The sequence below is a fragment of the Winogradskyella sp. 3972H.M.0a.05 genome (assembly GCF_040493455.1).
GTDB lineage: Bacteria > Bacteroidota > Bacteroidia > Flavobacteriales > Flavobacteriaceae > Microcosmobacter.
Window position 1 is genome coordinate 29,230 of sequence record NZ_JANFDA010000004.1, and the last position, 25,607, is coordinate 54,836.

At 35.9% G+C, this 25,607-nt stretch carries 30 protein-coding genes; 24 read left to right on the top strand and 6 right to left on the bottom strand.

Features of this window, described 5'->3' with window-relative positions; genetic code table 11:
- The first annotated feature begins 178 nt into the window (after positions 1-178).
- On the top strand, positions 179-709 hold the full coding sequence (locus NCE97_RS09175) for an RNA polymerase sigma factor (protein ID WP_353778771.1): 531 nt from the start codon (positions 179-181) through the stop codon (positions 707-709).
- A gap of 12 nt (positions 710-721) precedes the next feature.
- Positions 722-1,519, top strand: coding sequence for an anti-sigma factor (locus NCE97_RS09180; protein WP_353778772.1), 798 nt, complete (start codon positions 722-724; stop codon positions 1,517-1,519).
- A 71-nt stretch (positions 1,520-1,590) separates the two neighbouring features.
- Here the strand turns inward: NCE97_RS09180 and aqpZ are convergent, their stop codons facing one another.
- Positions 1,591-2,280 carry an aquaporin Z gene (gene aqpZ, locus NCE97_RS09185; protein ID WP_353778774.1) on the bottom strand — a complete coding sequence of 230 codons (690 nt, stop codon included), beginning with the start codon at positions 2,278-2,280 and terminating at the stop codon, positions 1,591-1,593.
- A gap of 178 nt (positions 2,281-2,458) precedes the next feature.
- Between aqpZ and NCE97_RS09190 the strand changes: the two genes are divergently transcribed.
- From NCE97_RS09190 to NCE97_RS09220, 7 genes are read left to right on the top strand one after another with little or no spacing between them, the layout of a single operon-like run.
- On the top strand, positions 2,459-2,662 hold the full coding sequence (locus tag NCE97_RS09190) for a membrane or secreted protein (protein ID WP_353778775.1): 204 nt from the start codon (positions 2,459-2,461) through the stop codon (positions 2,660-2,662).
- 5 nt (positions 2,663-2,667) lie between these two features.
- Positions 2,668-3,780 (top strand): glycosyltransferase, encoded by a 1,113-nt coding sequence (locus NCE97_RS09195; RefSeq protein ID WP_353778776.1) that lies wholly within the window; start codon positions 2,668-2,670, stop codon positions 3,778-3,780.
- A complete protein-coding gene (locus tag NCE97_RS09200; RefSeq protein WP_353778778.1) occupies positions 3,771-4,316 on the top strand; it encodes an RNA polymerase sigma factor in 546 nt (181 codons plus the stop codon). Before NCE97_RS09195 ends, NCE97_RS09200 begins: the two co-directional genes overlap by 10 nt.
- A complete protein-coding gene (locus NCE97_RS09205; protein WP_353778780.1) occupies positions 4,316-5,533 on the top strand; it encodes an NRAMP family divalent metal transporter in 1,218 nt (405 codons plus the stop codon). The genes NCE97_RS09200 and NCE97_RS09205 overlap by 1 nt, the downstream gene beginning before the upstream one ends.
- A 41-nt stretch (positions 5,534-5,574) precedes the next feature.
- On the top strand, positions 5,575-6,453 hold the full coding sequence (gene lipA, locus NCE97_RS09210; protein ID WP_353778781.1) for a lipoyl synthase: 879 nt from the start codon (positions 5,575-5,577) through the stop codon (positions 6,451-6,453).
- Positions 6,454-7,470 (top strand): type I glyceraldehyde-3-phosphate dehydrogenase, encoded by a 1,017-nt coding sequence (gene gap / locus NCE97_RS09215; protein WP_353778782.1) that lies wholly within the window; start codon positions 6,454-6,456, stop codon positions 7,468-7,470.
- Positions 7,471-7,500: 30 nt separating this feature from the next.
- Positions 7,501-9,741 carry an ATP-binding protein gene (locus tag NCE97_RS09220; protein WP_353778784.1) on the top strand — a complete coding sequence of 747 codons (2,241 nt, stop codon included), beginning with the start codon at positions 7,501-7,503 and terminating at the stop codon, positions 9,739-9,741.
- On the opposite strand, the gene lpxK is transcribed toward NCE97_RS09220, so the two are convergent.
- Positions 9,728-10,741 (bottom strand): tetraacyldisaccharide 4'-kinase, encoded by a 1,014-nt coding sequence (gene lpxK, locus NCE97_RS09225; RefSeq protein WP_353778785.1) that lies wholly within the window; start codon positions 10,739-10,741, stop codon positions 9,728-9,730. The two genes, NCE97_RS09220 and lpxK, sit on opposite strands and share 14 nt — an antisense overlap.
- A 52-nt stretch (positions 10,742-10,793) precedes the next feature.
- Here lpxK and NCE97_RS09230 point away from each other — a divergent pair, with 52 nt between their 5' ends.
- The 4 genes from NCE97_RS09230 (at position 10,794) to NCE97_RS09245 (ending at position 13,956) form a co-directional block, all read left to right on the top strand.
- Positions 10,794-11,888: a Nif3-like dinuclear metal center hexameric protein gene (locus NCE97_RS09230; RefSeq protein WP_353778787.1), complete on the top strand. Its 1,095-nt coding sequence runs from the start codon at positions 10,794-10,796 to the stop codon at positions 11,886-11,888.
- A 2-nt stretch (positions 11,889-11,890) separates the two neighbouring features.
- Positions 11,891-12,670: a zinc ribbon domain-containing protein gene (locus tag NCE97_RS09235; protein WP_353778788.1), complete on the top strand. Its 780-nt coding sequence runs from the start codon at positions 11,891-11,893 to the stop codon at positions 12,668-12,670.
- Between the two features lie 134 nt (positions 12,671-12,804).
- Positions 12,805-13,461, top strand: coding sequence for a peptide-methionine (S)-S-oxide reductase MsrA (gene msrA / locus NCE97_RS09240; RefSeq protein WP_353778789.1), 657 nt, complete (start codon positions 12,805-12,807; stop codon positions 13,459-13,461).
- Positions 13,462-13,530: 69 nt separating this feature from the next.
- On the top strand, positions 13,531-13,956 hold the full coding sequence (locus NCE97_RS09245) for a hypothetical protein (protein ID WP_353778790.1): 426 nt from the start codon (positions 13,531-13,533) through the stop codon (positions 13,954-13,956).
- Between the two features lie 27 nt (positions 13,957-13,983).
- Here NCE97_RS09245 and NCE97_RS09250 read toward each other — a convergent pair whose 3' ends face one another.
- Entirely contained in the window at positions 13,984-14,781 is a 798-nt protein-coding gene (locus NCE97_RS09250; RefSeq protein WP_353778792.1) for a class I SAM-dependent methyltransferase, read from the bottom strand.
- A gap of 41 nt (positions 14,782-14,822) precedes the next feature.
- On the opposite strand from NCE97_RS09250, the gene NCE97_RS09255 reads away from it, so the two are divergent.
- Positions 14,823-15,497 carry a hypothetical protein gene (locus tag NCE97_RS09255; protein WP_353778793.1) on the top strand — a complete coding sequence of 225 codons (675 nt, stop codon included), beginning with the start codon at positions 14,823-14,825 and terminating at the stop codon, positions 15,495-15,497.
- A 135-nt stretch (positions 15,498-15,632) separates the two neighbouring features.
- Here the strand turns inward: NCE97_RS09255 and NCE97_RS09260 are convergent, their stop codons facing one another.
- On the bottom strand, positions 15,633-15,923 hold the full coding sequence (locus NCE97_RS09260) for a GNAT family N-acetyltransferase (RefSeq protein ID WP_353778795.1): 291 nt from the start codon (positions 15,921-15,923) through the stop codon (positions 15,633-15,635).
- A gap of 1 nt (position 15,924) precedes the next feature.
- Positions 15,925-16,344, bottom strand: coding sequence for a (4Fe-4S)-binding protein (locus tag NCE97_RS09265; protein WP_353778796.1), 420 nt, complete (start codon positions 16,342-16,344; stop codon positions 15,925-15,927).
- 103 nt (positions 16,345-16,447) lie between these two features.
- Here NCE97_RS09265 and kynU point away from each other — a divergent pair, with 103 nt between their 5' ends.
- The 10 genes from kynU to NCE97_RS09315 all read left to right on the top strand — a co-directional run bounded on the left by kynU (position 16,448) and on the right by NCE97_RS09315 (position 25,319).
- The gene (gene kynU, locus NCE97_RS09270; RefSeq protein WP_353779212.1) at positions 16,448-17,713 is read left to right on the top strand and encodes a kynureninase; all 1,266 of its coding nucleotides are present in this window, start codon (positions 16,448-16,450) and stop codon (positions 17,711-17,713) included.
- Positions 17,713-18,339: an FMN-binding negative transcriptional regulator gene (locus tag NCE97_RS09275; RefSeq protein WP_353778797.1), complete on the top strand. Its 627-nt coding sequence runs from the start codon at positions 17,713-17,715 to the stop codon at positions 18,337-18,339. Before kynU ends, NCE97_RS09275 begins: the two co-directional genes overlap by 1 nt.
- A 99-nt stretch (positions 18,340-18,438) precedes the next feature.
- The gene (locus NCE97_RS09280) at positions 18,439-19,836 is read left to right on the top strand and encodes an FAD-dependent oxidoreductase (protein WP_353778798.1); all 1,398 of its coding nucleotides are present in this window, start codon (positions 18,439-18,441) and stop codon (positions 19,834-19,836) included.
- A 124-nt stretch (positions 19,837-19,960) separates the two neighbouring features.
- Positions 19,961-20,395, top strand: coding sequence for a RidA family protein (locus tag NCE97_RS09285; protein WP_353778799.1), 435 nt, complete (start codon positions 19,961-19,963; stop codon positions 20,393-20,395).
- Positions 20,396-20,400: 5 nt separating this feature from the next.
- Positions 20,401-21,843 carry an aldehyde dehydrogenase gene (locus NCE97_RS09290; protein ID WP_353778800.1) on the top strand — a complete coding sequence of 481 codons (1,443 nt, stop codon included), beginning with the start codon at positions 20,401-20,403 and terminating at the stop codon, positions 21,841-21,843.
- 1 nt (position 21,844) lies between these two features.
- On the top strand, positions 21,845-22,615 hold the full coding sequence (locus NCE97_RS09295) for an SDR family oxidoreductase (RefSeq protein WP_353778801.1): 771 nt from the start codon (positions 21,845-21,847) through the stop codon (positions 22,613-22,615).
- A 33-nt stretch (positions 22,616-22,648) separates the two neighbouring features.
- A complete protein-coding gene (locus tag NCE97_RS09300; RefSeq protein WP_353778803.1) occupies positions 22,649-23,140 on the top strand; it encodes a 3-hydroxyanthranilate 3,4-dioxygenase in 492 nt (163 codons plus the stop codon).
- 42 nt (positions 23,141-23,182) lie between these two features.
- Positions 23,183-23,596 (top strand): PaaI family thioesterase, encoded by a 414-nt coding sequence (locus NCE97_RS09305; protein ID WP_353778805.1) that lies wholly within the window; start codon positions 23,183-23,185, stop codon positions 23,594-23,596.
- The gene (locus NCE97_RS09310; protein WP_353778807.1) at positions 23,593-24,675 is read left to right on the top strand and encodes an amidohydrolase family protein; all 1,083 of its coding nucleotides are present in this window, start codon (positions 23,593-23,595) and stop codon (positions 24,673-24,675) included. Before NCE97_RS09305 ends, NCE97_RS09310 begins: the two co-directional genes overlap by 4 nt.
- Entirely contained in the window at positions 24,675-25,319 is a 645-nt protein-coding gene (locus tag NCE97_RS09315) for an O-methyltransferase (protein WP_353778808.1), read from the top strand. Before NCE97_RS09310 ends, NCE97_RS09315 begins: the two co-directional genes overlap by 1 nt.
- 3 nt (positions 25,320-25,322) lie before the next feature.
- Here NCE97_RS09315 and NCE97_RS09320 read toward each other — a convergent pair whose 3' ends face one another.
- Positions 25,323-25,607: a Sec-independent protein translocase subunit TatA/TatB gene (locus tag NCE97_RS09320; protein ID WP_353778810.1), complete on the bottom strand. Its 285-nt coding sequence runs from the start codon at positions 25,605-25,607 to the stop codon at positions 25,323-25,325.

Genomic DNA, 25,607 nt, shown 5'->3' on the forward strand with positions numbered 1-25,607 from the left:
ATTTTTATAGATAAAGCTATTAATCAATCATTTTAAAAAGAAAATGGATATTCTAAGGTTATGTTTTGGTAATTTGAGTATCTAGATTTTGTTACATTTACTGTTTCTAACAGTAGATACGATCCAAAATCAATTTTGGATCATCTTAAAATGTTAAAATTTAAAATAGTTAGATAAATTGAAGTTATCGATAGAGCAACAGATCATTCAACTCCTTGCAAACGAGGATCAACGTGCATTGAATTTATTGTACGAAAATTACTCGGATAGCCTCTATGGAGTTATTTTGAAGATCACTAATAATGAAGAAGTTGCAGAAGACGCTCTACAAGAAACCTTTGTAAAAGTTTGGAAAAATAGCAAAAAGTACGATTCTAAGAAGGCTAAATTATTCACTTGGCTGTACAGAATTGCCCGCAATACAGCTATTGACAAACTGCGAAGTTTTAACAACAGATTTCAAAAAGAAGTCCAAATAGACAATTCGAACGTATATATACTACCAACGATGAATCTCAATCAAGATGTAATAGACTTGAAAGAGCATGTTGGCAGACTCGATGAGAAGTATCAAATTGTGTTGGATGCCTTGTTTTTTCAAGGGATGACACAACAGGAAGCTAGTGATGAACTAGACATTCCGCTTGGTACAATAAAGTCGAGATTAAAAATAGGGCTAAGAGAACTAAAAAAAGTTTACAGTCCTTAAAAACAGGTAGATATGGAACACAAACTACAATCTTTTCTTAAGTCTGGCCTATTAGACAAATATATAATAGGCGAAACTTCTGCTACAGAAAACTTGGAGGTAGAGCATTACATTAATACCTACCCTGAAGTTGAAGCAGAATATCTAAGACTTCAAGATAATTTAGAAATTCTGGCCAAAGCAGATGCTGTTGAAGCGCCAAAAGGTGTGCTTCAATCTGTATTTGATGACATAAATGCTTTGGAAGAACCAAAAGTAATTACACTTCACAAAGAGCCAAAAACACGTTGGTATAGTGTTGCTGCAAGTGTAGCTGCTTTGTTATTTGCCGCTACTTCATTCTATTTTTATAATCAATATCAAATTTTACAAAAAGAAAGTTTGATTGTTGATGAAGAAATAAATGACTTGAGAGGCGATATTGAAAACAACAATCAGAAATTAGATGATTTAACACGTCAGCTTCTAAAACTCAACAACCCAGATTCGAGAAAATATGTCTTAAGTGGGAATGAGCGTGCTAAAGACCTTAAAACTGTGGCATACATCAACCCTATAGAGAAAACCTCTTTAATTGATGTTGTTGAATTACCTCAGTTACCAGAAGATAGATGCTATCAAATTTGGGCTGAAGTACAAGACAGAATGATTAGCTTAGGCATCTTAGATGAAACTGAGCGTCAATTACAGTCTATTCCTTATGTGGAAGATGCATTAGCCCTAAGCATTTCTATTGAACCAAAAGGTGGTTCTGAAGAATTTAACGAGGAAGAAAATGCAGTGGCTGAAATCTCTTTAAAGGATAATTAACCCCTTTATTATCCAAGAAAAAAGCCATCACTTCATTGCGATGGCTTTTTGTTTTATAGAATATCCTAAATCTATTCTTTATCAAAAAGTGCCTTGTGGATGAAACCAGCAATGATAGCTCCAGCAATTGGTGCTAACCAGAACAACCACAATTGACTCATAAATTCTCCATTGGTAGCAAATATTGCTTGACTAGTAGATCTCGCAGGATTTACTGAAGTATTCGTAATAGGAATACTAATTAAGTGAATTAGAGTTAGTCCCAAACCAATAGCGATTGGTGCAAATCCTTTAGGTGCTCTTGCATTTGTACTACCCAAAATAATGAGTAGGAAAAATGCAGTAAGTACAAATTCCGCTACTAAAGCCGATGTCATTGAAAACCCACCTGGCGATAGACTATCATAGCCATTTGCAGCAAAATTGCCTACATCTACAAACCCAGATTTGCCAGAAATTATAAGATATAAGACTCCAGCAGCTGCAACAGCGCCTACTAATTGAGCAATGATATAACCTACAAGATCTTTGGCATCAAATTTTCCTCCAGCCCAAAGTCCAAGTGACACGGCCGGATTAAAGTGCCCTCCAGAAATATGTCCAACTGCATAAGCCATAGTCAAAACTGTTAAACCAAAAGCTAATGCAACACCAACAAACCCAATTCCCAGCTCTGGAAATCCTGCGGCAAAAATTGCACTACCACAGCCTCCAAAGACTAGCCAAAAGGTTCCAAAAAATTCTGCAAAAAGTTTTTTCATAATCATAAAGTGTTAGTTGTTAGTATTTAAAAATACGAATAATCGATAATTTAGACACAGCTTATAAAGTTCAAGTCACATATTCAAACTCTATAAGCCGACTTATAAATTTGGAAATAACATCTAAAAAAATCGGACAAAAGCGTATCTTTGCAAACAGATTTTAGAAAACTTCAAAATGAAATTAGTAATCCTTACTTTAGTCCTACTTGGTATTGCCGTTGCAGGTATAGCAATAAAACTTTGGGCAAAAAAAGATGGTGAATTTGCTGGAACTTGTGCAAGTCAAAACCCAATGCTTAACCAAAGTGGAGAAGCCTGTGGTTTTTGTGGTAAAACACCAGACCAGTTCAAGGATTGTACCGATTCTAACCACGCTTAGATTTCATGCTATTTCTTGACATTCTCTTCTATGCATTTTGCATCATAGTTGCAATTCAAGTTTTATTTTATTCAGGAATATTTACACCCTTTACGGTTTCAAAACCAAAGAAATCAAATCGGAAAAACATCCCGATTTCTGTACTGATTTGTGCTAAAAACGAATCAGAAAACCTAAAAACCTTTCTTCCATTAATAATCGAGCAAGAGTATTCAAACTTTGAGATTATTCTAATTGATGATTCTTCAAGTGATGATACACTAGATGTAATGAAAGAATTCAAGTCCAAGCACGATAACATAAAAATTGTTGAAGTTAAAGCTATTGATGCCTTTTGGGGAAATAAAAAATATGCCTTAACGCTTGGTATCAAAGCAGCTTCAAACAACTTTTTACTATTTACTGATGCAGATTGCAAGCCTACCTCGAAACATTGGATTACTGAGATGAGTAGTCATTTCTCCAATAGTAAATCTATTGTCATTGGGTATAGTGGATATGAACACATCAAAAATTCATTCTTAAACAAATTAATCCGTTTTGAAACACTGATGACTGCGGTGCAGTATTTCTCCTATGCCAGAATTGGGCTGCCTTATATGGCAGTGGGAAGAAATCTAGCATATCGAAAAGAATTGTTTTTCAATAATTCTGGCTATATGAGCCACATGAATATTAGGTCTGGCGATGATGATTTATTTATCAATCAAGTTGCTAATAAAGAAAACACAGCGCTCTGTTTTTCAAAAGATAGTTTTACCAAAACACAGCCTAAAACGACTTTTAAAGATTGGATCAATCAAAAAAGACGACACGTAAGCACTGCAAAGCATTATAAGTTTAAGCACAAGTTCCTACTCTCTTTATTCTATTTTTCACAATTCTTTTTTTGGGTTTTGGCTATTCTTCTGATGAGTTTTTTATTCCGTTGGGAATTCGTTTCAGTATTAATTCTGTTAAGATTTATTAGTTTATACATTGGTTTAATCTATGGAGCGAAGCAGTTCAACGAAAAAATGTTAATTCCTTTCTTCCCAGTACTCGATTTATTTTTAGTTAGCACGCAATTGGTTATATTTATATCTAATCTAATTTCAAAACCTGTAAGTTGGAAATAGAGGACGCAATTGCTAAAGCTAAAGACAATAATCAAATTGCCTTTAATTTTTTGTTGGATAGATTTTGGAACGACGTTTATGCATTTCAATTAAAACGCATTGAAAATGAAAACGACGCAGAGGATATTACTATCCAAACATTTTCTAAGGCCTTTGATAATATTCACACGTTTAATGAAAAGTACAACTTCAAAACTTGGCTGATTACGATCTCTAAGAATATTCATATAGACCTCATCAGAAAAGAAAAGAATAAGCTAGCTCCACTTTACAAAGATGATGATGACAAAGCTTATCAAGTACTAGACGAATCTCCATCACCTGAAGACAAATTGATTACAGAACAAAATCTGGCTAAGTTGCTACGAGACATAAAAAAGCTAAAGCCGCATTACCAGGAAGTAATTAATCTAAGATACTTTCAGGAGTTAAGCTATAAAGAGATTTCTGAACAACTCAATGAACCCATGAATAATGTCAAGGTAAAACTCCTTAGAGCTAAAAAACTGTTAGCAGAAATTATTCAAAAAAAATAATGCGTTCCATACTCAAAAAACTTGGTCCAGGACTACTCTTTGCTGGTGCAGCAATTGGTGTTTCGCATTTAGTACAGTCTACAAGAGCAGGTGCAGATTTTGGCTTGGGATTGATCTGGGCTTTACTTTTGGTCAACCTGTTTAAATATCCATTTTTTCAATTTGGACCAAGATATGCCTCCGCTACTGGTGAAAGCTTGTTGGATGGTTATAAAAAACTAGGCAAAGGCGTTTTAATCGCCTATTTCGTACTTACATTAGCCACAATGTTCACCATTCAAACTGCAGTAACTATTGTCACCGCAGGATTGGCATCTTCGCTCTTTGGTGACTTTGTTAGTATAGAAGTTTGGACTATCATCATTCTTGTAATTTGTCTTTCATTATTATTGATTGGTAAGTATAAGCTTCTTGACAACCTCATTAAGATCATCATTCTTACGCTTACAATTAGTACTCTCGCTGCAGTTGGTTTTGCTTATTTTGGCAACTCTGACCCAATATCTTTTACACAAATTTTTCCTGAAAGTACGCTTGGAATAGCATTTCTGATTGCCTTTATGGGTTGGATGCCTGCGCCTTTAGATATCTCTATTTGGCATTCTCTATGGACAGTTGAAAAACGAAAAGATACAGAAGAGTTTACACCAAAAACAGCACTGTTTGATTTCAATATTGGGTATATAGGAACTATAATACTAGGTATATGTTTCGTATTATTAGGAACTCTGGTCATGTACAATTCCGGAAGTACTTTCAGTACTAAAGCTGGAGCTTTTGCTTCCCAGCTCATAGATATGTATACAACAAGTCTAGGAGATTGGGCTTATATAATTATTGGAATAGCAGCCTTTACAACCATGTTTAGCACAACACTTACAACACTCGATGCTTCACCTAGAGCGATGGATAAGACCGTTGAGTTATTAGCTAAGAAGGATTACAAGAAAGGATACCTGTTTTGGATTATTTTTTTAGTTCTAGGAAGCATAGCTATATTTCTTTTATTAGAATCTAGAATGGACTTATTGATAGAGATAGCCACCATTCTATCTTTTCTTACTGCTCCGTTTTATGCTATAATTAATTACATACTTATTTCGAGTAAGCATACGCCAAACAATTGGCGTCCTAGCTTGTTCTTACATATTCTTAGTTGGTGCGGTATTATATTCTTGATAGGATTCGGAATTTGGTACCTTATCACATTGTCATAATTCGTATTAGTATTCGTATCTTTGTAAGCTGAAATTGTTGTATGGAAACAAAAGTTGCTTCAAACATATTACCAGAGCGTCAACCTAAGCCAAAATGGCTTCGCGTGAAGCTACCTACTGGTAAAAAATATACAGAACTTAGAGGATTAGTAGACAAGTACAAACTCAATACTATTTGTACTTCTGGAAGCTGCCCAAATATGGGTGAATGTTGGGGAGAAGGAACCGCTACATTCATGATTCTTGGGAATATTTGTACACGTTCTTGTGGTTTTTGTGGTGTGAAAACGGGTCGACCAGAATCTGTAGATTGGGATGAACCTGAAAAAGTAGCACGTTCGATTAAGATCATGAACATAAAGCATGCTGTACTAACTAGTGTCGATAGAGATGATCTTAAGGATATGGGAAGCATCATGTGGGCTGAAACGGTTAAAGCCGTAAGACGCATGAACCCTAATACTACGCTTGAAACTTTGATACCAGATTTTCAAGGTGTAGAACGTCATATAGACCGTATTATAGATGTTGCTCCTGAAGTTGTATCACACAATATTGAAACAGTACGACGATTAACTCGTGAAGTAAGAATCCAAGCAAAGTATGATCGTAGTCTTGGTGTACTGAAATATTTAAAATCGCAAGGACAACGTAGAACCAAATCTGGTATCATGCTTGGACTTGGAGAAACAAGAGAAGAAGTTATTGAAACGCTTCATGACCTTAGAGCTAATGATGTCGATGTTGTTACAATAGGTCAGTATTTACAACCAAGTAAAAAACACTTACCAGTAAAACAATTTATTAATCCAGCTCAATTCGATGAATACAAACAAATAGGTTTAGATCTTGGTTTTAGACATGTAGAGAGTAGTGCGTTGGTAAGATCTTCCTATAAAGCTCAAAAGCATATAAACTAAATGATCAATGTTGCCATAAATGGTTTTGGTAGAATTGGCAGACGCGTTTTTCGACTTATTGAAAAACATCCAAATATTCAAGTTGTGGCCATCAACGATTTGGCTGATGCTAAAACCTTAAGCCATCTTCTAAAGTACGATAGTATTCATGGGTTATTTGACGAGGCAGTAAGTCACGATGCAAATAACATCATAGTCAATGATACAGCTATACCTCTTGGCAACCATGATCATCCTCAGCATATAGACTGGTCTTCTTATGATGTAGATTTCGTTATAGAAGCTTCGGGCAAATTCAAAACAGAATCAGAGCTTACGCATCATGTTAGCAATGGTGCAAAAAAGGTAATCTTAAGTGTTCCACCTACTGAAGAATCTATAAAAACTATAGTCCTTGGTGTAAATGATGATGCTTTGAATGGAACTGAAACCATTATCTCCAATGCGTCTTGTACCACGAACAATGCGGCGCCGATGATGAAGATCATAGATGACCTTTGTGGTATTACGCAAGCATACATTACTACAGTTCATTCTTATACTACTGACCAAAGTTTGCACGACCAACCGCATCGCGATTTAAGAAGAGCTAGAGCTGCTGGTCAATCGATTGTGCCAACAACAACTGGTGCAGCAAAAGCATTGACAAAGATTTTTCCCGAACTCTCTAGTGTTATTGGAGGTTGTGGCATTAGAGTTCCTGTCGCAAATGGATCTCTAACCGATATCACATTTAATGTAAAAAGAGAGGTCTCTATAGAAGAAATCAACAACGCTTTTAAAGAAGCTTCACAAGATTATCTAAAAGGTATACTCGAATATACTGAAGACCCAATCGTTTCTATTGATATCGTTGGAAATAGCCATTCCTGTATATTCGATTCATTGATGACATCAGTCATCGGAAACATGGTTAAAATTGTAGGCTGGTACGATAACGAAACTGGCTATTCTCACAGGATTTTAGATTTAATTTGCAATTTATCGGATAAAATAGCACTTTTATCGAATAAATAATTATATTTGTTTTAATTAAGTGATCTAAAAATGTCCCGAATCAAATATATTTTATTTGTTTTTTTAGTATCAAGTGCTTGTATTTTGGCAGCTCAGAATGTAACTCAAGATGAGGATTTGCTAAAAATGCGCATTGAAAGTCATATCGCTCAAGCAGGTTTTGAAAGCGAGAGAGGTGACTATTACAATGCTGAAGAGAATCTAGAAAAGGCTCTTGAGATTGCCGATAAGGTCGGTGACCAAAAAAGCAAAGGTATTATCCACACCAAAATAGCCAAGCTTCAGTTTTTAGTTCAAGAACCAGAAAAGGCTTTAGTATCACTTACCAAAGCAGCAGAAATTCAAAGAGAAATAGACGATTATCCCAATCTGGCACTCACCTACAACATTAGAGGTGTCTTGCATACTAGCAAGAAAGAATATCAGACCGCTTTGGGGTATTTTAAGTCTTCAAAAGCTAAATTCGAAGAAGAAGATCTCGAACAATATATCCCAGAGGTTTTACTGAATGAAGCCAAAGTATATGTAGAATTATCTGATTTTAAATCTGCTAAGACTGAATTGGAAAAAGCTATTGTGCTGTCAAAGAAGCATGAGCTATCAAGCGTGCTTAGTAGTGCATTAATTCTTAGTGGTAAGGTTCATAACAATTTGGGTAATTCAGATCAGGCTTTGAACATGACCAATGAAGGGCTTCAAATTGCAGTATCGCAAAACCTTATTGAGAATACAAATAATGCTTACCTAACCTTAAGCAACATATATCAAAGCAAAGAGGATTTCAAGCTTACAAGTGAATATCTGAGAAAGCATATCAAACTCTCTGATTCTATCTTAAACATTAAGCGCGAAAGCTTGTCTGCACAAGACAATTCAAAATTTATAACACAATATAATAAGGCTGAAAACCAACAGCTAAAGGCTCAGATAGATGAAACTGAAGCTGGTAGTAACCTCACTAGGATTACAACCATATTGAGTATTGCTTTGATTACCATTCTATCATTATTAACGCTTTCGTTATATAAAAACAACAACATAAGGCTTAGAACCAACAATATGCTTCATAAGAAGAATGATGAACTTATTGTGGCAAAAGAAAAAGCTGAACTTGCATCTAAGACCAAAGCCAACTTCTTATCTACGGTAACACACGAGCTAAGGACACCGCTTTATGCCGTTACTGGTCTGACCACTATGTTGATGGATGAAAGTCCAAAACCAGAACAGATTCCGCATTTAAAATCTTTAAAATTTTCAGGTGATTACTTGTTAACCTTTATTAATGATATTCTTCAAATCAATAAAATTGAAGCTAATAAAGTAGAACTAGATCCTGAGTTATTCAACTTGAAGAATAAAGTAGAAAATGTGATTTCTGCGCTAAACAATTCAGCATTAGAAAACAATATCAAAATGCATTTTGAGTATGAAGCTGGGTTACCTGAAAACTATGTGGCAGATCAGCTCAAAATTTCTCAAATACTCATCAATCTTATTGGTAATGCCATTAAGTTTACTAAAGATGGTGATATCTGGGTGCGAATAAGCAAAATTGCCGAAAAGAAAGACAAGCACACGCTTCGTTTTGAAATTGAGGATAATGGGATTGGTATTACAAAAGAGAAGCAAGAACACATGTTTGAAAGCTTCTCGCAAGGGTCTGTACAAATCAATAGAAAATATGGTGGTACAGGACTTGGTCTATCTATTGTAAAGGGATTAATTAAAATATTAAAAGGAAAAATTTACTTAAAGAGTGAACTAGGGAAAGGATCTACATTCTTCTTTGAAATCCCTATGGAAGTTTCTAATGAATCCATTGAAACTAAAAAACCTGAAACAAAAACAACAAATAACATTAAGAACTTGGATCTAAGCAACATTAAAATTTTAGTAGTAGAAGACAACAAGATCAACCAAATGATTACTAAGAAGATTCTTAATAAAATGGATCTTTATTGTGATGTTGTCGATGACGGAGAAACTGCTGTAGAAAGTGTGAAGAAAACCAATTATGATGTTGTGCTTATGGACATCCACATGCCAGGAATAAGTGGATTAGAAGCTACAAAGATCATTAGAACTTTCGACAAGGAGATCACAATCTTTGCACTAACAGCCGTAACATTAGAAGACAAAATGCCAGAGTTTGAAGAAGCTGGTTTTGATGACATTATTTCTAAACCATTCAAGCAAGAAGACTTTGAGAAGAAGTTATACTTAGCTTTGAATAGCGAGAAAGAAATGCTACAATTTAATAGGTCTTAATAAAGTCCTTAACCTTGTCTTCAAAAGCGTCTTTATTATTCAACTTTACTTCAATAGGTAAGTAAAACAATGTGTCCTCATCTTTAAAGTAAGGACTCAATCTCATATAATCTTTCTCCGTAGTTAATACAAGTTCCTTTTTCTTGAGTGCAGTAATTTCATCTTCAGAAAACTTATGATGATCCTTAAAGCTTTGATGTTCAAAATCCAATCCTAAAGACTTAAGATGACTAACCAAAGGGCTAGGATCTGCAATACCTGTCACTAAAGTAAACTTCACACCGTTCATTGAATTCAAACCTCTGGTAGTATTTGACGATATAACCTCGTTAGCATAATCTATATGAGAAAAATAAACGACTTGATGTGATTCTGGACTCAAGAGTCTTTCAATTTTCACCTGTAAGTCTTCCGATAAATCTTCAGGACACTTCGTAACGATAATGACATCGGCGCGTTTTGCTCCAGATATAGGCTCTCTCAAATTTCCGGTAGGTAAACAAATGTCATTCACATAAAGTTTATCATAAGGCGTCAGCAAAATATTGAAACCAGCTTTCACATATCTATGCTGAAACGCATCGTCTAAGAGCACCAAATCTAAATCTGAGTTTTTAGATTTAAGCGTATCAATACCATTAACTCGCTTTTCATCAACAGCAACAATGATATCTTCATTATACTTAGAATAAAACTGAAACGGTTCATCGCCAAGAGATTCAGCAGTACTTTTAGAGTTTGCCTGTATAAATCCTTTTGTACTTCTGCCATAACCCCGACTTAGGGTTGCCAGTCTACGATCATCTTTGAGAAGTCTAATTAAATATTCCGTCACTGGTGTCTTCCCTGTGCCTCCTGTGCTTAGATTTCCAATACATATTACTGGGAAATTGTAAGATTTAGATTTTAAAACACCAAGGTCAAAAAACCAATTCCTTACCATGGCAACAAATCGATAGATAGGTACTACTGGCAGTAACAAGTATCTAAGTAACTTCATAACAACGAAAGTAATTATTTTATATTTGTTGAGAATTCAATTATCATAGAATATGATTGTTCAAGATGTTATTAATTGCCTACACGACTTAGCACCATTACATTACGCTGAAGATTTCGACAATGTCGGTCTTCTGGTAGGCGATAAATCCATGAAGGTTACCAATGTCCTGGTAACATTAGATACTTTGGAAGCTGTTGTCGATGAAGCCATTGAAAAAGACTGCAACCTCATCGTAAGCTTTCATCCTATAATTTTTAAAGGGCTAAAGAAACTTACAGGGAAAACCTATGTAGAGCGTGTTGTGATAAAAGCCATAAAGCACAATATTGCAATATTCTCTATTCATACTGCATTAGACAATGCACTACAAGGTGTTAATGATATTATTTGCAATCGTCTTGGCTTGGTTAACAAGCAAATTCTTATCCCACAAACAGGAACCATCAAAAAACTAACTACCTACGTACCAAAAGCCAATGCGCAAGAATTAAGAGCAGCTTTGTTTAATAATGGTGCAGGACATATAGGCAATTACGATTCCTGTAGTTTTAATACTGAAGGTATGGGTACGTATCGAGGCAATGAGGAGTCAAACCCAGCAATTGGTGAAAAAGGTGTTTTGCATGAAGAAGAAGAAACTTTGGTTTCTGTAACATTCTTGAAGCATTTGGAAAGTAAAGTCGTAAGCGCACTTTTCAAAACGCATCCCTATGAAGAAGTGGCTTATGAAATAACCACACTAGACAATACCAATCAAATGATAGGTATGGGAATGATCGGTGAACTTGAAAATCCTATGCCTGCTAATGATGCCTTATCCTTTGTAAAAACACAAATGAATGCATCTAGCATAAGACATTCTGAACTGACTGATAAACCTGTCAAAAAGATAGCCGTTCTTGGAGGCTCTGGTGCGTTCGCTATCGGTGCAGCTAAAGGTGCTGGCGCTGACCTTTTTATAACAGCAGATTTAAAATATCACGACTTTTTTACTGCCGAAAACCAAATTGTATTAGCAGATATTGGTCATTATGAGAGCGAACAGTTCACAAAAAGCTTTTTAGTCGACTATCTCTCAAAAAAAATTACTAATTTTGCAATCATTTTATCAGTAACAAATACAAATCCGGTAAAGTATTTATAATTATGGCAAAAAAAGCTGAGGTTTCTGTAGAAGATCGTTTAAGAGCACTTTACGACTTGCAACTTATCGACTCAAGAGTAGATGAAATAAGAAACGTAAGAGGTGAGCTTCCATTAGAAGTTAGAGACCTAGAAGATGAAGTTGAAGGTTTAAATACAAGACTTGAAAAACTTAATGCTAACCTAGAAGTTATCGATGACGATATCAAAGCTAGAAAAAACCTTATCGAAGAGGCAAAAGCATTAATAAAGAAGTACAGTGAGCAACAAAAAAATGTTAGAAATAACAGAGAATACAACTCACTTACTAAAGAAATTGAATACCAGGAATTAGAGATTCAATTGGCTGAAAAGCATATCAAAGAATTCAAAGTACAGATTGAGCAAAAGAAAGAAATCATTTCTGAAACTAAGGACAAGTTAAAAGACCGTCAAACACACCTTAAGCACAAAAAAGGTGAATTAGACGAAATTTTGTCTGAAACAGAAAAAGAAGAACATGCACTTATTGCAAAGTCTGAAGAATTTCAAAAGAAAATTGACGAGCGTTTAGTAAAAGCTTACTTACGCATAAGAAATAATGTAAAGAATGGTTTAGCTGTTGTACCAATTGAAAGAGGTGCTTCAGGAGGTTCTTTCTTTACAATTCCACCTCAAGTACAGGTAGAGATTGCATCACGCAAGAAAGTAATCACTGACGAACACAGTGGTCGTATCTTAGTAGATGCTGTTTTAGCTGAAGAGGAAAAAGCAAAAATGGAAAAATTATTCGCTAAACTATAACTAACTTTTTAAGTTAAAATTGTAGAGCCTTATCTCATTAGAGTTAAGGCTTTTTTTATTGTGAAAACTTTTACAATTTAATTTTAAGGTTTCGTAAATTTATACGTCTACCTGAAAAAGAAAACATAAAATTCATGAGACGTATACTTCCAATTATAGCAATATCACTTTTATTCAGTTGTAACAACACTGCACAAGTCAATCCAAAACAACAAGCCGTTATTGATGCTGATCCTGTAGTAGTACCACTGCAGAATGGTAAAGCAAGAGCTTACTTTGCAAGCGGTTGCTTTTGGTGTGTAGAAGCTGTTTACGAAAGCGTAAAAGGTGTAGAAGAATCTATTTCCGGGTATTCTGGCGGCTATACAGACAACCCAACTTATGAACTTAGCAATACAGGAAGAACAGGTCATGCAGAAGCAGTGGAAGTAATCTATGATCCAAATGTGGTGAGCTTTGCGACTTTGGTTGATGTATATTTTGCATCTCAAAATCCAACTCAAGTTAATGGTCAAGGACCAGACAGAGGCTCGCAATATCGTTCTATAATCTTCTATCAGAATGATGAGCAGAAGCAAATCATCTTAGAAAAGAAAGAAGCGCTCGCTAAGAAACTTGGAAAAAAAGTGGCTGCTGAAGTATATCCATTCCAAAAATTCTGGATTGCTGAAGCATATCACCAAAACTACGAAAGGCTGCACCCAAATCAATCTTACATTAGAAATGTATCTATTCCTAGACTAAGACGTTTCCAAGCGAAAATGCCTGAAGTATTGAAAGGGAGTCATTAAACTCGTGCACTTGTCCATCTCAATGAGGAAAGTTGACTAACTTTGTTTATAAGATATAGAAAGACAAAAGTGAATAATAAAAATGTTGAGTTAATTAAATTTGCTAATGGTTTAGACTCTCTGGCAGAGAATCTTGAAAAAGACTTTAAAAGATTTAAAACAGGTAAAGGAAAGAAATACAATACAGACTTTCTCTTTACAGAATGGGAATATCTAACTCAAGCAGGAGAAATTCTATGGCACGTTTTTGATAATCATTATTCTGATTTAGACAAAAAACTTCAAATTATAGTAGGAGATTGGAAAAGTCAAAATAAATCGTCTTACAATCCAAATTGGGCAAAGGCTAGAACATTTGAAAATGTTTGCAAAAAATGGATTCATAACTTTGATTGGATTCAGAAATCAAAAGGCTCTACTCTTTCTTACTCAATCGGAATGAAAAAAATTTCAGAATATTTAATTAGCTTAAATCTGGAACATAACAATTTATAGTATTCTTCTATTTCTTCAGAAAAGCACTTACTTACTCGCCTTCACCTCAAAAATCAAAGGATACAATTTATCCTTGGTGACATACATTCCAGACTCAGTCTCTGATAAACTTGTCAACACATCGTAAGGTGACTCATCGTATTCGTTGAGATACTCAATTTGCAACCCTGCTTCAATCAATGACGTAATCACTTCGCCAAGACCATGGTTCCAACCATATTCTTTACTTACCATCTTTGAGGATTCATTAGCATAGGTCCCTTCATATTCTTCGTAGATTACTTCATCTTGCATATAACCATACCTAAGCTTTGGCGGATTCTCCAGATAATCAAACATCCAAACTATAGGATGAAACTCGGCCATATAAAACGTACCTCCAGGCTTCAAACGTTCAGCAATCATCTTTGCCCAAGGCTTTAAATCGGGCAACCATCCTATAACACCATAACTGGTAAAGACAATATCGAAAGTTTCATATACATACTCAGACGTATCCAAAACATTACAGCATACAAATTCAGCATCAAGCTCTAATTCATCATTCAGTTGTTTTGCTAGTTTAATTCCAGCATCACTCAAATCTACACCTGTGCACTTAGCTCCCATCCTACTCCAGCTCAAGGTATCTTGCCCAAAATGACATTGTAAATGCAACAATGATTTTCCTTTCACATCGCCAAGAGCTTCTAATTCATAAGGCATCAGTGAGGATTTCCCTGCTTTGAACGCCTCCATATTGTACATATCACTCTTAGAATGAATATCCACCTTGGTATTCCACGTCTCTTGATTCGTCTTAAAATAATTAGCGTACTTATTCATGGTTGCTTAATTTCGCACTAAAATATAGAATCACTTTGAAAATGAATTATAAACAGGTATTAATTATTGTAGGGTTTATCGTTTTGGGATGTAAAAACGAAGAATCGAAAAAAGTCTTAGTAGAAAAAGATTTAACCGTGGCAGAAAGGATTGCCAAAGCACATGGTTATGATAATTGGGATAATGTTAATCGTATTGAATTTACCTTCAAAGTTGATAGAGAAGGGCAGTCTGGCTCTGGCCGTCATTGGGCTTGGGAACCAAAAAATGATGCTATAACATTGACTACTTCTAATGATACCATTTCATACAACAGAAAAAGCATTGATAGTCTATCTCAAAGAGCAGACAGAGCATTTATCAATGACAAGTTCTGGTTATTATTCCCGTTTCAATTGGTTTGGGATGAAGGCATTACAATCTCAGAACCAGAGCAGGTTAATGCTCCAATTAGTAATGAACTAGTCAATAAAATAGTTTTGACTTATGGTAATGAAGGTGGCTACACGCCTGGCGATGCTTACGATATTTATTATGATGACAATTACATCATAAAGGAATGGGGATTCAGGGAAGGTAACGCCGAAGAGGCATCATTAGTGAACACTTTTGAAACTTATAAAGATTTCAATGGGATAAAAATAGCCACAGAACATAAACAGAAAGACAAAGACTGGAATCTAAATTTCGCCGACATAAAAGTAATTGTAGAATAACAACTTTGGCATAACATTTGAATTTAACTATGTAAGTTAGTCAGGCAGATTACGACTTACTTTTCATAGTTTCATCCGCATTATGCGTCCATATATGTTCACCTGCGCTTTGTGATTTTTTGCAAAGCGCTTTTTTTATACGTTATATTTTGGTGACAATATGCGCTTCCATTCAGGATGTCTCTTGATATATGCCGCAACAAATGGGCATAGAGGTGCAAGCATCAGGTTTTGACGCTCAATGTCTTCTAGTGCAGCTACGACCAATCTTGATCCAATACCTTTACCCTCCATGGACTTAGGCACTTCAGTATGTGTAAGATAAATAGTGTCTTTTGCTTTTATGTATTCAATTATGGCAAACTCACCATCAACATTGGCTTCATAACGCTTCTTTTCGGGATTATCCCTTACTACCAATTCCATATTAACCTGCAAAGTTTTCCCTCACATGGGCGCCATCACAATACGGTTTGTTCTGAGAAGCTCCACACCTGCAAAACGCTGTGGTTTTGTTTTTCGTTTCAGAAGAACCATCTTTATGAGTTACCTTAAGCGTACCATATACTAACAGAGGACCATTTTCTAGAACCTCAACATTAGTCTCTAAGGATTCAGCTTCATGATTACCTTCAGCATTCATGTAATAACTCAATGCTCCTGAAGGACAAGCCTTTACTTGTTTCACCAAATCTTCGCTACCAGCAGCATCCATGGTTATCCAAGGGCGTTCTTTTGGCTTAAACACATTTGGTAATCCCCGAACGCAAATACCAGAGTGAATACACTTTTCTGGTTCCCATACAATGGTAACATCTCCATTGCTATATTCTTTAGTTTTTCCCATGATTTCTTTTTCTTAAAGTTACAAAAAAGTTCATCAATTTTTAAGCTTCATTTCTTAGATATTAATCCCTATTTTTGTGGGAAACCTAAAAAACAATCTAACCTTGTCCAACTATAAATTAGGTCTTCAATTTGCTAAAGAGCAAGACCAAAACGATGCTTTATCGACTTACAGAAATCAGTTTCATATTCCTAAAGACAGTAACGGAAATGATTTGGTGTATTTCTGTGGAAATTCATTAGGATTACAACCAAAAACCACTAAAGCATATATAGATCAGGAGCTAAAAGATTGGGCAGAATTAGGTGTTGAAGGACATCTCGAAGCAAAAAACCCTTGGCTTCCTTATCATGAATTTTTAACGGATAGCATGGCAAAATTGGTTGGAGCCAAGCCTATTGAAGTGGTTACGATGAATACCTTAACGGCTAATCTACACTTTATGATGGTGTCGTTTTACCAACCTACCCAGACGCGTTATAAGATTGTGATTGAAAGTGATGCATTTCCTTCCGATAAATATGCCGTGGAATCACAACTACGTCACCATGGATTTGATGATAAAGAAGGGCTTATTTTGTGGAAACCTCGCGAAGGAGAAGAATTGCTACATTATGAAGACTTAGAAGCCATTATGGAAGCACAAGGTGATGAAATTGCCTTGATTATGATTGGTGGTGTCAACTATTATACTGGTCAATTTTTTGACTTAAAACGTATTACTGAGCTTGGCCACGGCTATGGCTGTAAAGTCGGTTTCGATTGTGCTCATGGTGCAGGAAACGTGCCTTTGAATCTTCATGATTCTGGAGCAGATTTTGCCATTTGGTGTTCTTATAAATATTTGAATTCAGGTCCAGGAAGTCTAAGTGGCTGTTTTGTACACGAGCGTCATGCTCATGACAAAAACCTCAATAGATTTACAGGATGGTGGAGCCACAATAAACAGACACGCTTCAATATGCGTCATGAATTTGATGTATTGCCTGGAGCTGAAGGCTGGCAACTCTCGAACCCTCCTATCCTTTCGTTGGCAGCAATTAGAGCTTCACTAGATATTTATAATGAAGTTGGCATGGAACGATTAAGAGAAAAATCGTTGAAGCTTACAGGTTATTTTGAATTTTTGATGAAAGACTTAGGTGACGATGTAGTAAGAGTGATAACACCTTCAAATCCTGAAGAAAGAGGCTGCCAGTTATCTGTTCAAGTTAAAAATGCAGACAAATCATTACATAACAGATTAACTAAAGCTGGTGTCATTACAGATTGGCGTGAACCTGATGTAATACGCTGTGCGCCTGTACCTCTATACAATTCTTTTGAAGATGTATATGAAATGGTAGAACGACTAAAAGCACTTCTATAATGTACATACCGAAAATATATCAAAATCATGATGAAGCTGATATAAAAGCATTTATACAGCAAAACAGTTTTGGTATATTGGTTACGAATCAAGGCGGAAAGACAATAGCAACGCATATTCCTTTAGAGTTGCTTACCAATTCAGAAGGAAAAGAAGTCCTCCAAGGGCATATTTCAAAAGCCAATCCTCAAGGTCAACATTTTGATGAGGATGCAGAAGTACTTTGCATCTTCAATGGCCCACATAGCTATGTGTCATCATCATGGTACGATTTTGAAGAAGTCCCAACCTGGAACTATATTGCTATCCATGTATATGGTACTATTAAAACTATAGAAGGAGATGCTTTATATCAATCCGTAAAACATTTGGTTGATAAATACGAAGCAGATTCAGAGCGTCCATTGAGTATGGAAACACTTTCAGACAAAACCATGAGACAGCTTAATGGTATCACTGGTTTTGAAATTGAAATACAAGATATTCTAGCGAAAAAGAAGTTATCTCAAAACAGAGATGAGAAAAACCATAAAAACATCATTTCAGAATTAAATAAAAGAGATGATTATGGCTCCAAAGCTATTGCAAAAGAAATGGAGAAAAATAAATTAGAGTCTGGTGGTTGAGCGGAGTCGAAACTACTAACTAAATGATTAAACAGGTCACTTCGACTCCGCTCAGTGACCATATAAACAAACAGATTCCCACTTTGACGGGAAATGAATATGAATACACAAGAAAACATACTTATTATTGGCGCAGGTCTTTGTGGTAGTTTGCTAGCATTGCGCTTAGCTCAAAGAGGATATAACGTTACGGTTTATGAAAGTAGACCAGATCTTAGAGTTACAGACATTTCTGCTGGGCGTTCAATAAATCTGGCTTTATCAGATAGAGGCTTTAAAGCATTGCGTTTGGCTGATGTTGAAGATAAAGCTAGAGATATCTGTATTCCTATGATTGGGCGATTGATACATGATGTAGAAGGAAATACGTTTGCCTCAAACTATTCTGGTAGAGAAGATGAGTATATCAATTCCATATCGAGAGGAGATCTCAATGGTATGCTTTTAACCGAAGCTGATAAATTCGACAACCTTACTATTCACTTTAATACTGAATGTACTAGTGTAGATCTCGACACAAACACTGTATTCTTTAAAAACCATGTTACTAAAGAAGGGTTCAACATCACTGCTGATGTTATTTTTGGAACTGATGGTGCAGGCTCCGAGTTAAGAAAAAGCTATTATCTAGAACGTAAATTCTTATTCAGTTACTCACAGAATTTTCTAACCCACGGTTATAAAGAATTAGAAATACCTGCTGCATCGGATGGTGGTCACCAAATCAGTAAAGATTATTTACACATTTGGCCACGAGGAGAATACATGCTTATTGCCTTAGCAAATTTAGATGGAAGCTTTACAGTGACTCTGTTTTTAAGTCATGAAGAAGGTGAATACAATTTCAAAAATCTATCTTCAGAAGAAAATATAAAAACCTTTTTCTCAAAACAATTTCCTGATGCTTTAGAGCTAATACCAAATATTGCTGATGAATTTGCCAATAATCCAACAGGAGCACTTGGTACAGTAAAGTGTTCGCCTTGGTATTATAAAGGTCAAACACTTATCTTAGGAGATGCCGCTCATGCAGTGGTACCATTTTATGGGCAAGGTATGAATGCTTCTTTTGAAGATGTATCTGTTCTCGATAGCATTATTGAAAAGCATGAAGGTGATTGGGAAACCATCTTTAAAACCTATCAAAAAGCTAGAAAAGCAGATGCTGATGCCATAGGTGAGCTCGCAGAAGAAAACTATTATGAAATGCGTGACCATGTTGCGAATCCCATTTTTAAAGAAAAGCGCAAAATAGAAATGGCTTTAGAAAAGCATTATCCTGAAGCCTATTTTTCAAAATACTCAATGGTAACCTTCAATGAAAACATTGGTTACCGTGAAGCCATGACCAAAGGACGTGCTCAAGACAAGGCTATTCTAAATATGATAGCTGATGGCTCCATGAGTGCTGATGATAATTTAGAAACCATTTTCGAGAAAGTAAAACAAGAAACCGAAGCCATTCTAGAAGACGATAGAATTGCAGGATTAAAGTAGGTGTTAGGTGTTAAAATATAAAATCAGTTAAAATATTGAAGAATGTTGATTTTGAATTAGTTTACCCTGAGCGCAGTCGAAGGGTTTTGCTTCAAGACAAAATGAACATTAAAAATAGAATTATATGAGCAATAAAGACCATGAGATTCCTGCTTCCGCAGGAACTAAAGTAACCCCTCGAGGTGCCTATCCGCACACTAAACGTGCAGGTGACTTTATATTTGTCTCTGGAACCAGTTCGCGTAGACCAGATAATAGTATTGCAGGTGTTGAGATTATTGATGAAATGGGCACTAAACGTTTGGATATAGAAGAACAAACCAGAGAAGTTCTTAGAAACATAGAAAAGAACTTAGCTAAAGAGGGTGCCACACTACAAGATGTAGTCGATGTCACTTCGTTTCTGGTAAATATGAATGACTTTGCTGGCTATAACAAAGCCTATGCAGAATTCTTTGATAAAGCTACTGGACCAACAAGAACCACAGTAGCAGTGCATCAACTGCCACATCCAGATTTGGTAGTAGAAATTAAAGTGATGGCTTATAAAAAGTCTTAAGCATTATGCAAAACATTCAAAACTACATAAACGGTGAATACTCCAATCCAATTCAAGAGCTATGGATCGACAATTACAATCCAGCTAATGGAGAGGTGTATAGCCAAATTCCAAACTCACAATCAGACGATGTAGAAGCAGCTTATACAGCTGCTAAATCAGCTTTTAAAGAGTGGAGCAATACTACATTAGAAAAACGCAGCAGAATCATGCTCAAAATCTCTGAGTTGATTGAAGCTAACTTAGACAAACTTGCAGAAGCTGAAAGCAAAGACAATGGCAAACCAATTTGGTTGGCTAAAGCTGTAGACATTCCAAGAGCATCCAGTAATTTTAGATTCTTTGCCAATGCAATAACTCAGTTTGCTAGTGAAAGTCATGAAAGTGTTGGACAAAATGCTATCAACTATACATTAAGACAACCCATTGGTATAGTCGGTTGTATTTCTCCTTGGAACCTTCCACTCTATTTATTTACATGGAAAATAGCTCCAGCCATAGCAGCAGGCAATTGTGTGGTTGCAAAGCCTAGTGAGGTTACACCAATGACAGCATACTTGCTTGGAGATATTTGCACACAAGCAGGTTTACCAAAAGGCGTTTTGAATATTGTGCATGGTCTTGGAGGTTCAACTGGGCAAGCCATTGTAGCACATCCAGATATCAAAGCCATTTCATTTACTGGTGGTACTGTAACAGGAGCACATATAGCCAAAGTTGCTGCGCCAATGTTCAAGAAATTGTCCTTAGAACTCGGTGGCAAAAACCCAAACATCATATTTGCTGATTGTGATTATGATGATATGCTAACTACAACTGTTCGTTCGTCGTTTGCCAATCAAGGTCAAATATGTTTGTGTGGCAGTCGCATTTTTGTTGAAGAGACTATTTATGAAAAGTTCAAGGCAGACTTTGTAGAACGTGTAAAGAATTTAAAAGTTGGACATCCTTCAGCAGCAGACACAAAAGTAGGCGCATTAGTTTCCAAACCTCATCTAGAAAAAGTGATGAGCTACATAGATATTGCCAAAGAAGAAGGCGGTAATGTATTATGTGGAGGAAACAAAATTACAGTTGAAGGTTATGAAAACGGTTATTATTTGGAACCAACTGTCATAGAAGTTCCTACTGATGAATGTCGTGTCAATCAAGAAGAAATCTTCGGCCCTGTAGTTACCATTATGCCTTTTAAAACTGAAGAAGAGGTATTACAAATGGCCAACAAGGTAAAATATGGGTTATCGTCTACGCTATGGACTAATAACCTTAAACGTACTATGCGAATGAGTAATCAATTGCACGCTGGAATTGTCTGGGTAAACACTTGGCTAATGCGCGATTTGCGCACACCCTTTGGAGGTGTAAAAGATTCAGGTGTTGGTCGAGAAGGAGGTTTTGAAGCACTACGCTTTTTCACAGAACCAAAAAATGTGTGTATAAAATATTAATATGAATTTAAACTTAAACAATAAAAACGCCTTGGTATGCGGAAGCACACAAGGTATTGGTAAAGCAACAGCTATAGCTCTTGCTGAAGAAGGTGTAAATGTAACGCTGCTTGCAAGAAATGAAGACAGCCTAAAAGCTGTTTTGGCCGAATTGCCTGCACATAGAAATCACAGTTATATTGTCGCAGACTTTTCAGATCCAGAAGATTTAAAAGCAAAGGTTTCTGATAACGGAAATTTTCATATCCTAATTAATAATACTGGTGGACCTAAAAGTGGACAAATTCATTCTGCAACCACAGAAGAATTTGTAAATGCTTTCAACATGCATGTTGTGTGCAACCAAATACTGGTTCAGGCATGTTTACCTTTTATGAAGTCTGAAAACTATGGTCGCATTATCAATGTAATCTCAACCTCTGTTAAAGAGCCAATACCTGGACTTGGCGTTAGTAATACCATTAGAAATGCTGTTGCCAATTGGGCAAAAACATTAGCTGGAGAATTAGGTGAATTTGGCATTACTGTAAATAATGTATTGCCTGGCTTTACTGATACTGCTCGTTTAGATCAAATCATAAAAGTAAAGGCTGAACGTGCCAATACTACTGAAGCAGAAATGGCTGATATTATGAGAAGTTATGTTCCTGCTAAACGTTTTGCTAAGCCTGAAGAAACCGCAAATGCTATTACGTTTTTAGCGAGCGAATCTGCTAGTTATATCAACGGAATAAATCTTCCTGTTGATGGTGGTCGTACAAAAAGTTTGTAACTTTATAGAATTGACAAAAAAACATTATTACTCATGAGCAAAATATTCCCACCCGTTAATTTTAAAGATTGGATTGAAGAAAACAGACATCTATTAAAGCCTCCTGTTGGTAATAAAGTTGTATGGAAAGATGGCGATTTTATCGTTATGGTTGTTGGTGGCCCTAACAGCAGAAAGGACTATCATTACAATGAAACTCCTGAGTTTTTCTATCAGGTTGAAGGCGATATTGTTCTAAAAGTAATTGAAGATGGAAAACCAAAAGATATTCACATCAAGGAAGGTGATATTTTTTTATTACCGCCTGGTATACCTCACTCACCTCAAAGAGGTGCTAATACGGTTGGCCTAGTTATAGAATATCCAAGACCTGAAGGTGTAAAAGATAAATTACAATGGTATTCTGAAAAAAATGGAGATTTATTATACGAGGAAGAATTTACTTTGGATAATATTGAGACTGATATGCCTGCTATTTTTGATAGATACTACAATACTATAGAGAAACAAATATCCAAAGAGTAAGGGATAATCATTCAACCTCCTAAAAGGTAAAAATCGATTAGCATGTCTATGATTGAAGCTTCAAAGAAGAGTTTTGACAAACAAGGGTTTATGAAAACTCTGGGAGCAGAAATCATTTCGTTTGAAAAAGGAATCGTAAAAATACAATGCACTCTAAATGATACCTTAACCCAACAACATGGTTATTTTCATGCTGGAGTTATTACTAGTATTTCTGATGTTGCTTGCGGTTATGCTGCATTGAGTTCCATGCCAGAGGGTTCGGATGTACTTACAGTAGAATTCAAAACCAATTTTATTAGAGCTGCCAATACCAACACCATAATTGCAAAGGGTGAAGTCATCAAAGCTGGAAAAACCCTCACTTTTTGTGAAGGTGTTGTTACAGATGCTTCAGAAAAGATTATTTTCGCTACCATGCAAGCCACAATGATTTGCCTAAAACCAACCGAATGAAAAGAAAACTTCGCATAAATGGCCATTCTCATCTTCTTCCCTACCCAGAAGAGATACCACAATTCATGAAAGATAAGGGTATTTTTTGGGTTGATAAGGATAGAAAATTCATGCTTCAAAAAGATTGGAGACGTCCTGTTACAGACTCTAGTTTTTTCTTGAATGAGAAGCTCGAATGGATGGAGCACTTCAAAATAGATCATGCTGTTGTGCTTAATCTATCGCAACTATATGGAAATGGTCTTCGTCTGGAGGAAATGAAACAAGCCCTTCGCTTTCAAAACGATTTTAATGCCCGTATTCAACAAGACAATCCTAGTAAGTTTACTTGTGGTTTTGTGGTGCATCCAGGATTTGTAAGAGGTGCATGTTGGGAAATAGAGCGTTGTGTAGAAGAGTTGGGAATGAGACTCCTTTGCCTACCAACACATTATATGGATACCATTGGGACTTGGCGTTGTATTTTTGATGAGGAAAACGAGCCAATTTTTGAGCTTGCAGATAAGTACAACCTCGCTGTGGAAATTCATCCTTATGATGGCGAAAAGTTTATAAAATTAGAAAACACGACTTGGCGTTTTCACCTTATATGGATGCTCGCACAATGTGCTGATGCTTATCACTTCCTAACACTAAATGGCTACTACGAAAAGTACCCAAATATGCGAATCTGTTTTGCTCATGGTGGTCAGTTAGCACAGATAAATTTAGGACGCCGTATCCAAGGATTCGATGGAAGACCCGATCTATTTGAAGGGATGCAACATCCTAGAAAAGCAGTTGGTCATAAAAATATTTTCTTTGACACGCTAGTACACGACACCGGATCATTAGCGTTATTGATCAAAAATCAGACTTCTAAGCAGGTGCTCATGGGATTAGATGATCCTTATCCACTTGGCGAAATGGAAAGCGATGCACAATCGTCTTATCCTGGTAAAATTCTTGATTTAGCTATAGATAGAGACATTATTACTGAACAAGAAAAAGATGAAATGTGGGAAGACAATGTCCTGCAATGGTTATTTGGAGACGATGAAAATGCTAAGCAAGATTTGGTAAATAAAATTCTTTCCTGATGCATTTTATACCAGAAGAACTTGATGATTATGTAGTAAGACACAGTGAAGACGAGCCTGAATTACTTCAGAAGCTGACACGAGAAACCTATCAAAAGATTCTACAGCCACGAATGCTCAGCGGACACTATCAAGGTCGTTTATTGAGCATGATTTCAAAATTAGTTAACCCGAAAACTATTCTTGAAATTGGAACCTATACAGGGTATTCTGCATTATGCTTAGCAGAAGGTCTTCAAAAAGACGGTAAGCTTCATACTATTGATATTAATGAAGAATTGTATGATTTTGCTCAACAGTATTTCGATGCCTCAGATTATAAAGATCAAATTATTCAATACACTGGTAATGCCATAGATATCATACCAGACATTAGTGAAAATTTCGATTTAGTTTTTATCGATGCCGATAAGCCAAATTATCCTAACTATTTTAATTTGATAATTGACAGGCTTAATCCTAGTGGTATCATATTATCTGATAATGTATTGTGGAGTGGAAAGGTTTTAGACAAAACCTTCAAAAAAGAAGATCTTTCTACACCAGCTTTGATAGAATACAATAAACTTCTGAAAAATGATAAGCGTATAGAAACGGTTTTACTGCCTATCAGAGATGGATTAACCATCAGTAGAAAAGTTTGATACTTATTTACGCTTTACAGAACCAGTAAACTGCTGTAGATCGTCTTTAACTTTATTGATTTCTTCATTAACGTCTTGAGCAACGCTAGTATCAATACCTCGTTCTTCAGCACTTTTATTGATCTCGTGCTTAATATCATTGGTAGCATTGCGAAGGCTCTTCATAGTTTTTCCCATACCTCTGGCGATTTCTGGTAATTTATCTGCTCCAAAAACCATAATAACTATAAACAGTATGAAGACAATTTCTGTACCTCCGATGAATAAAAATGTAGCTGCTTGTATCAC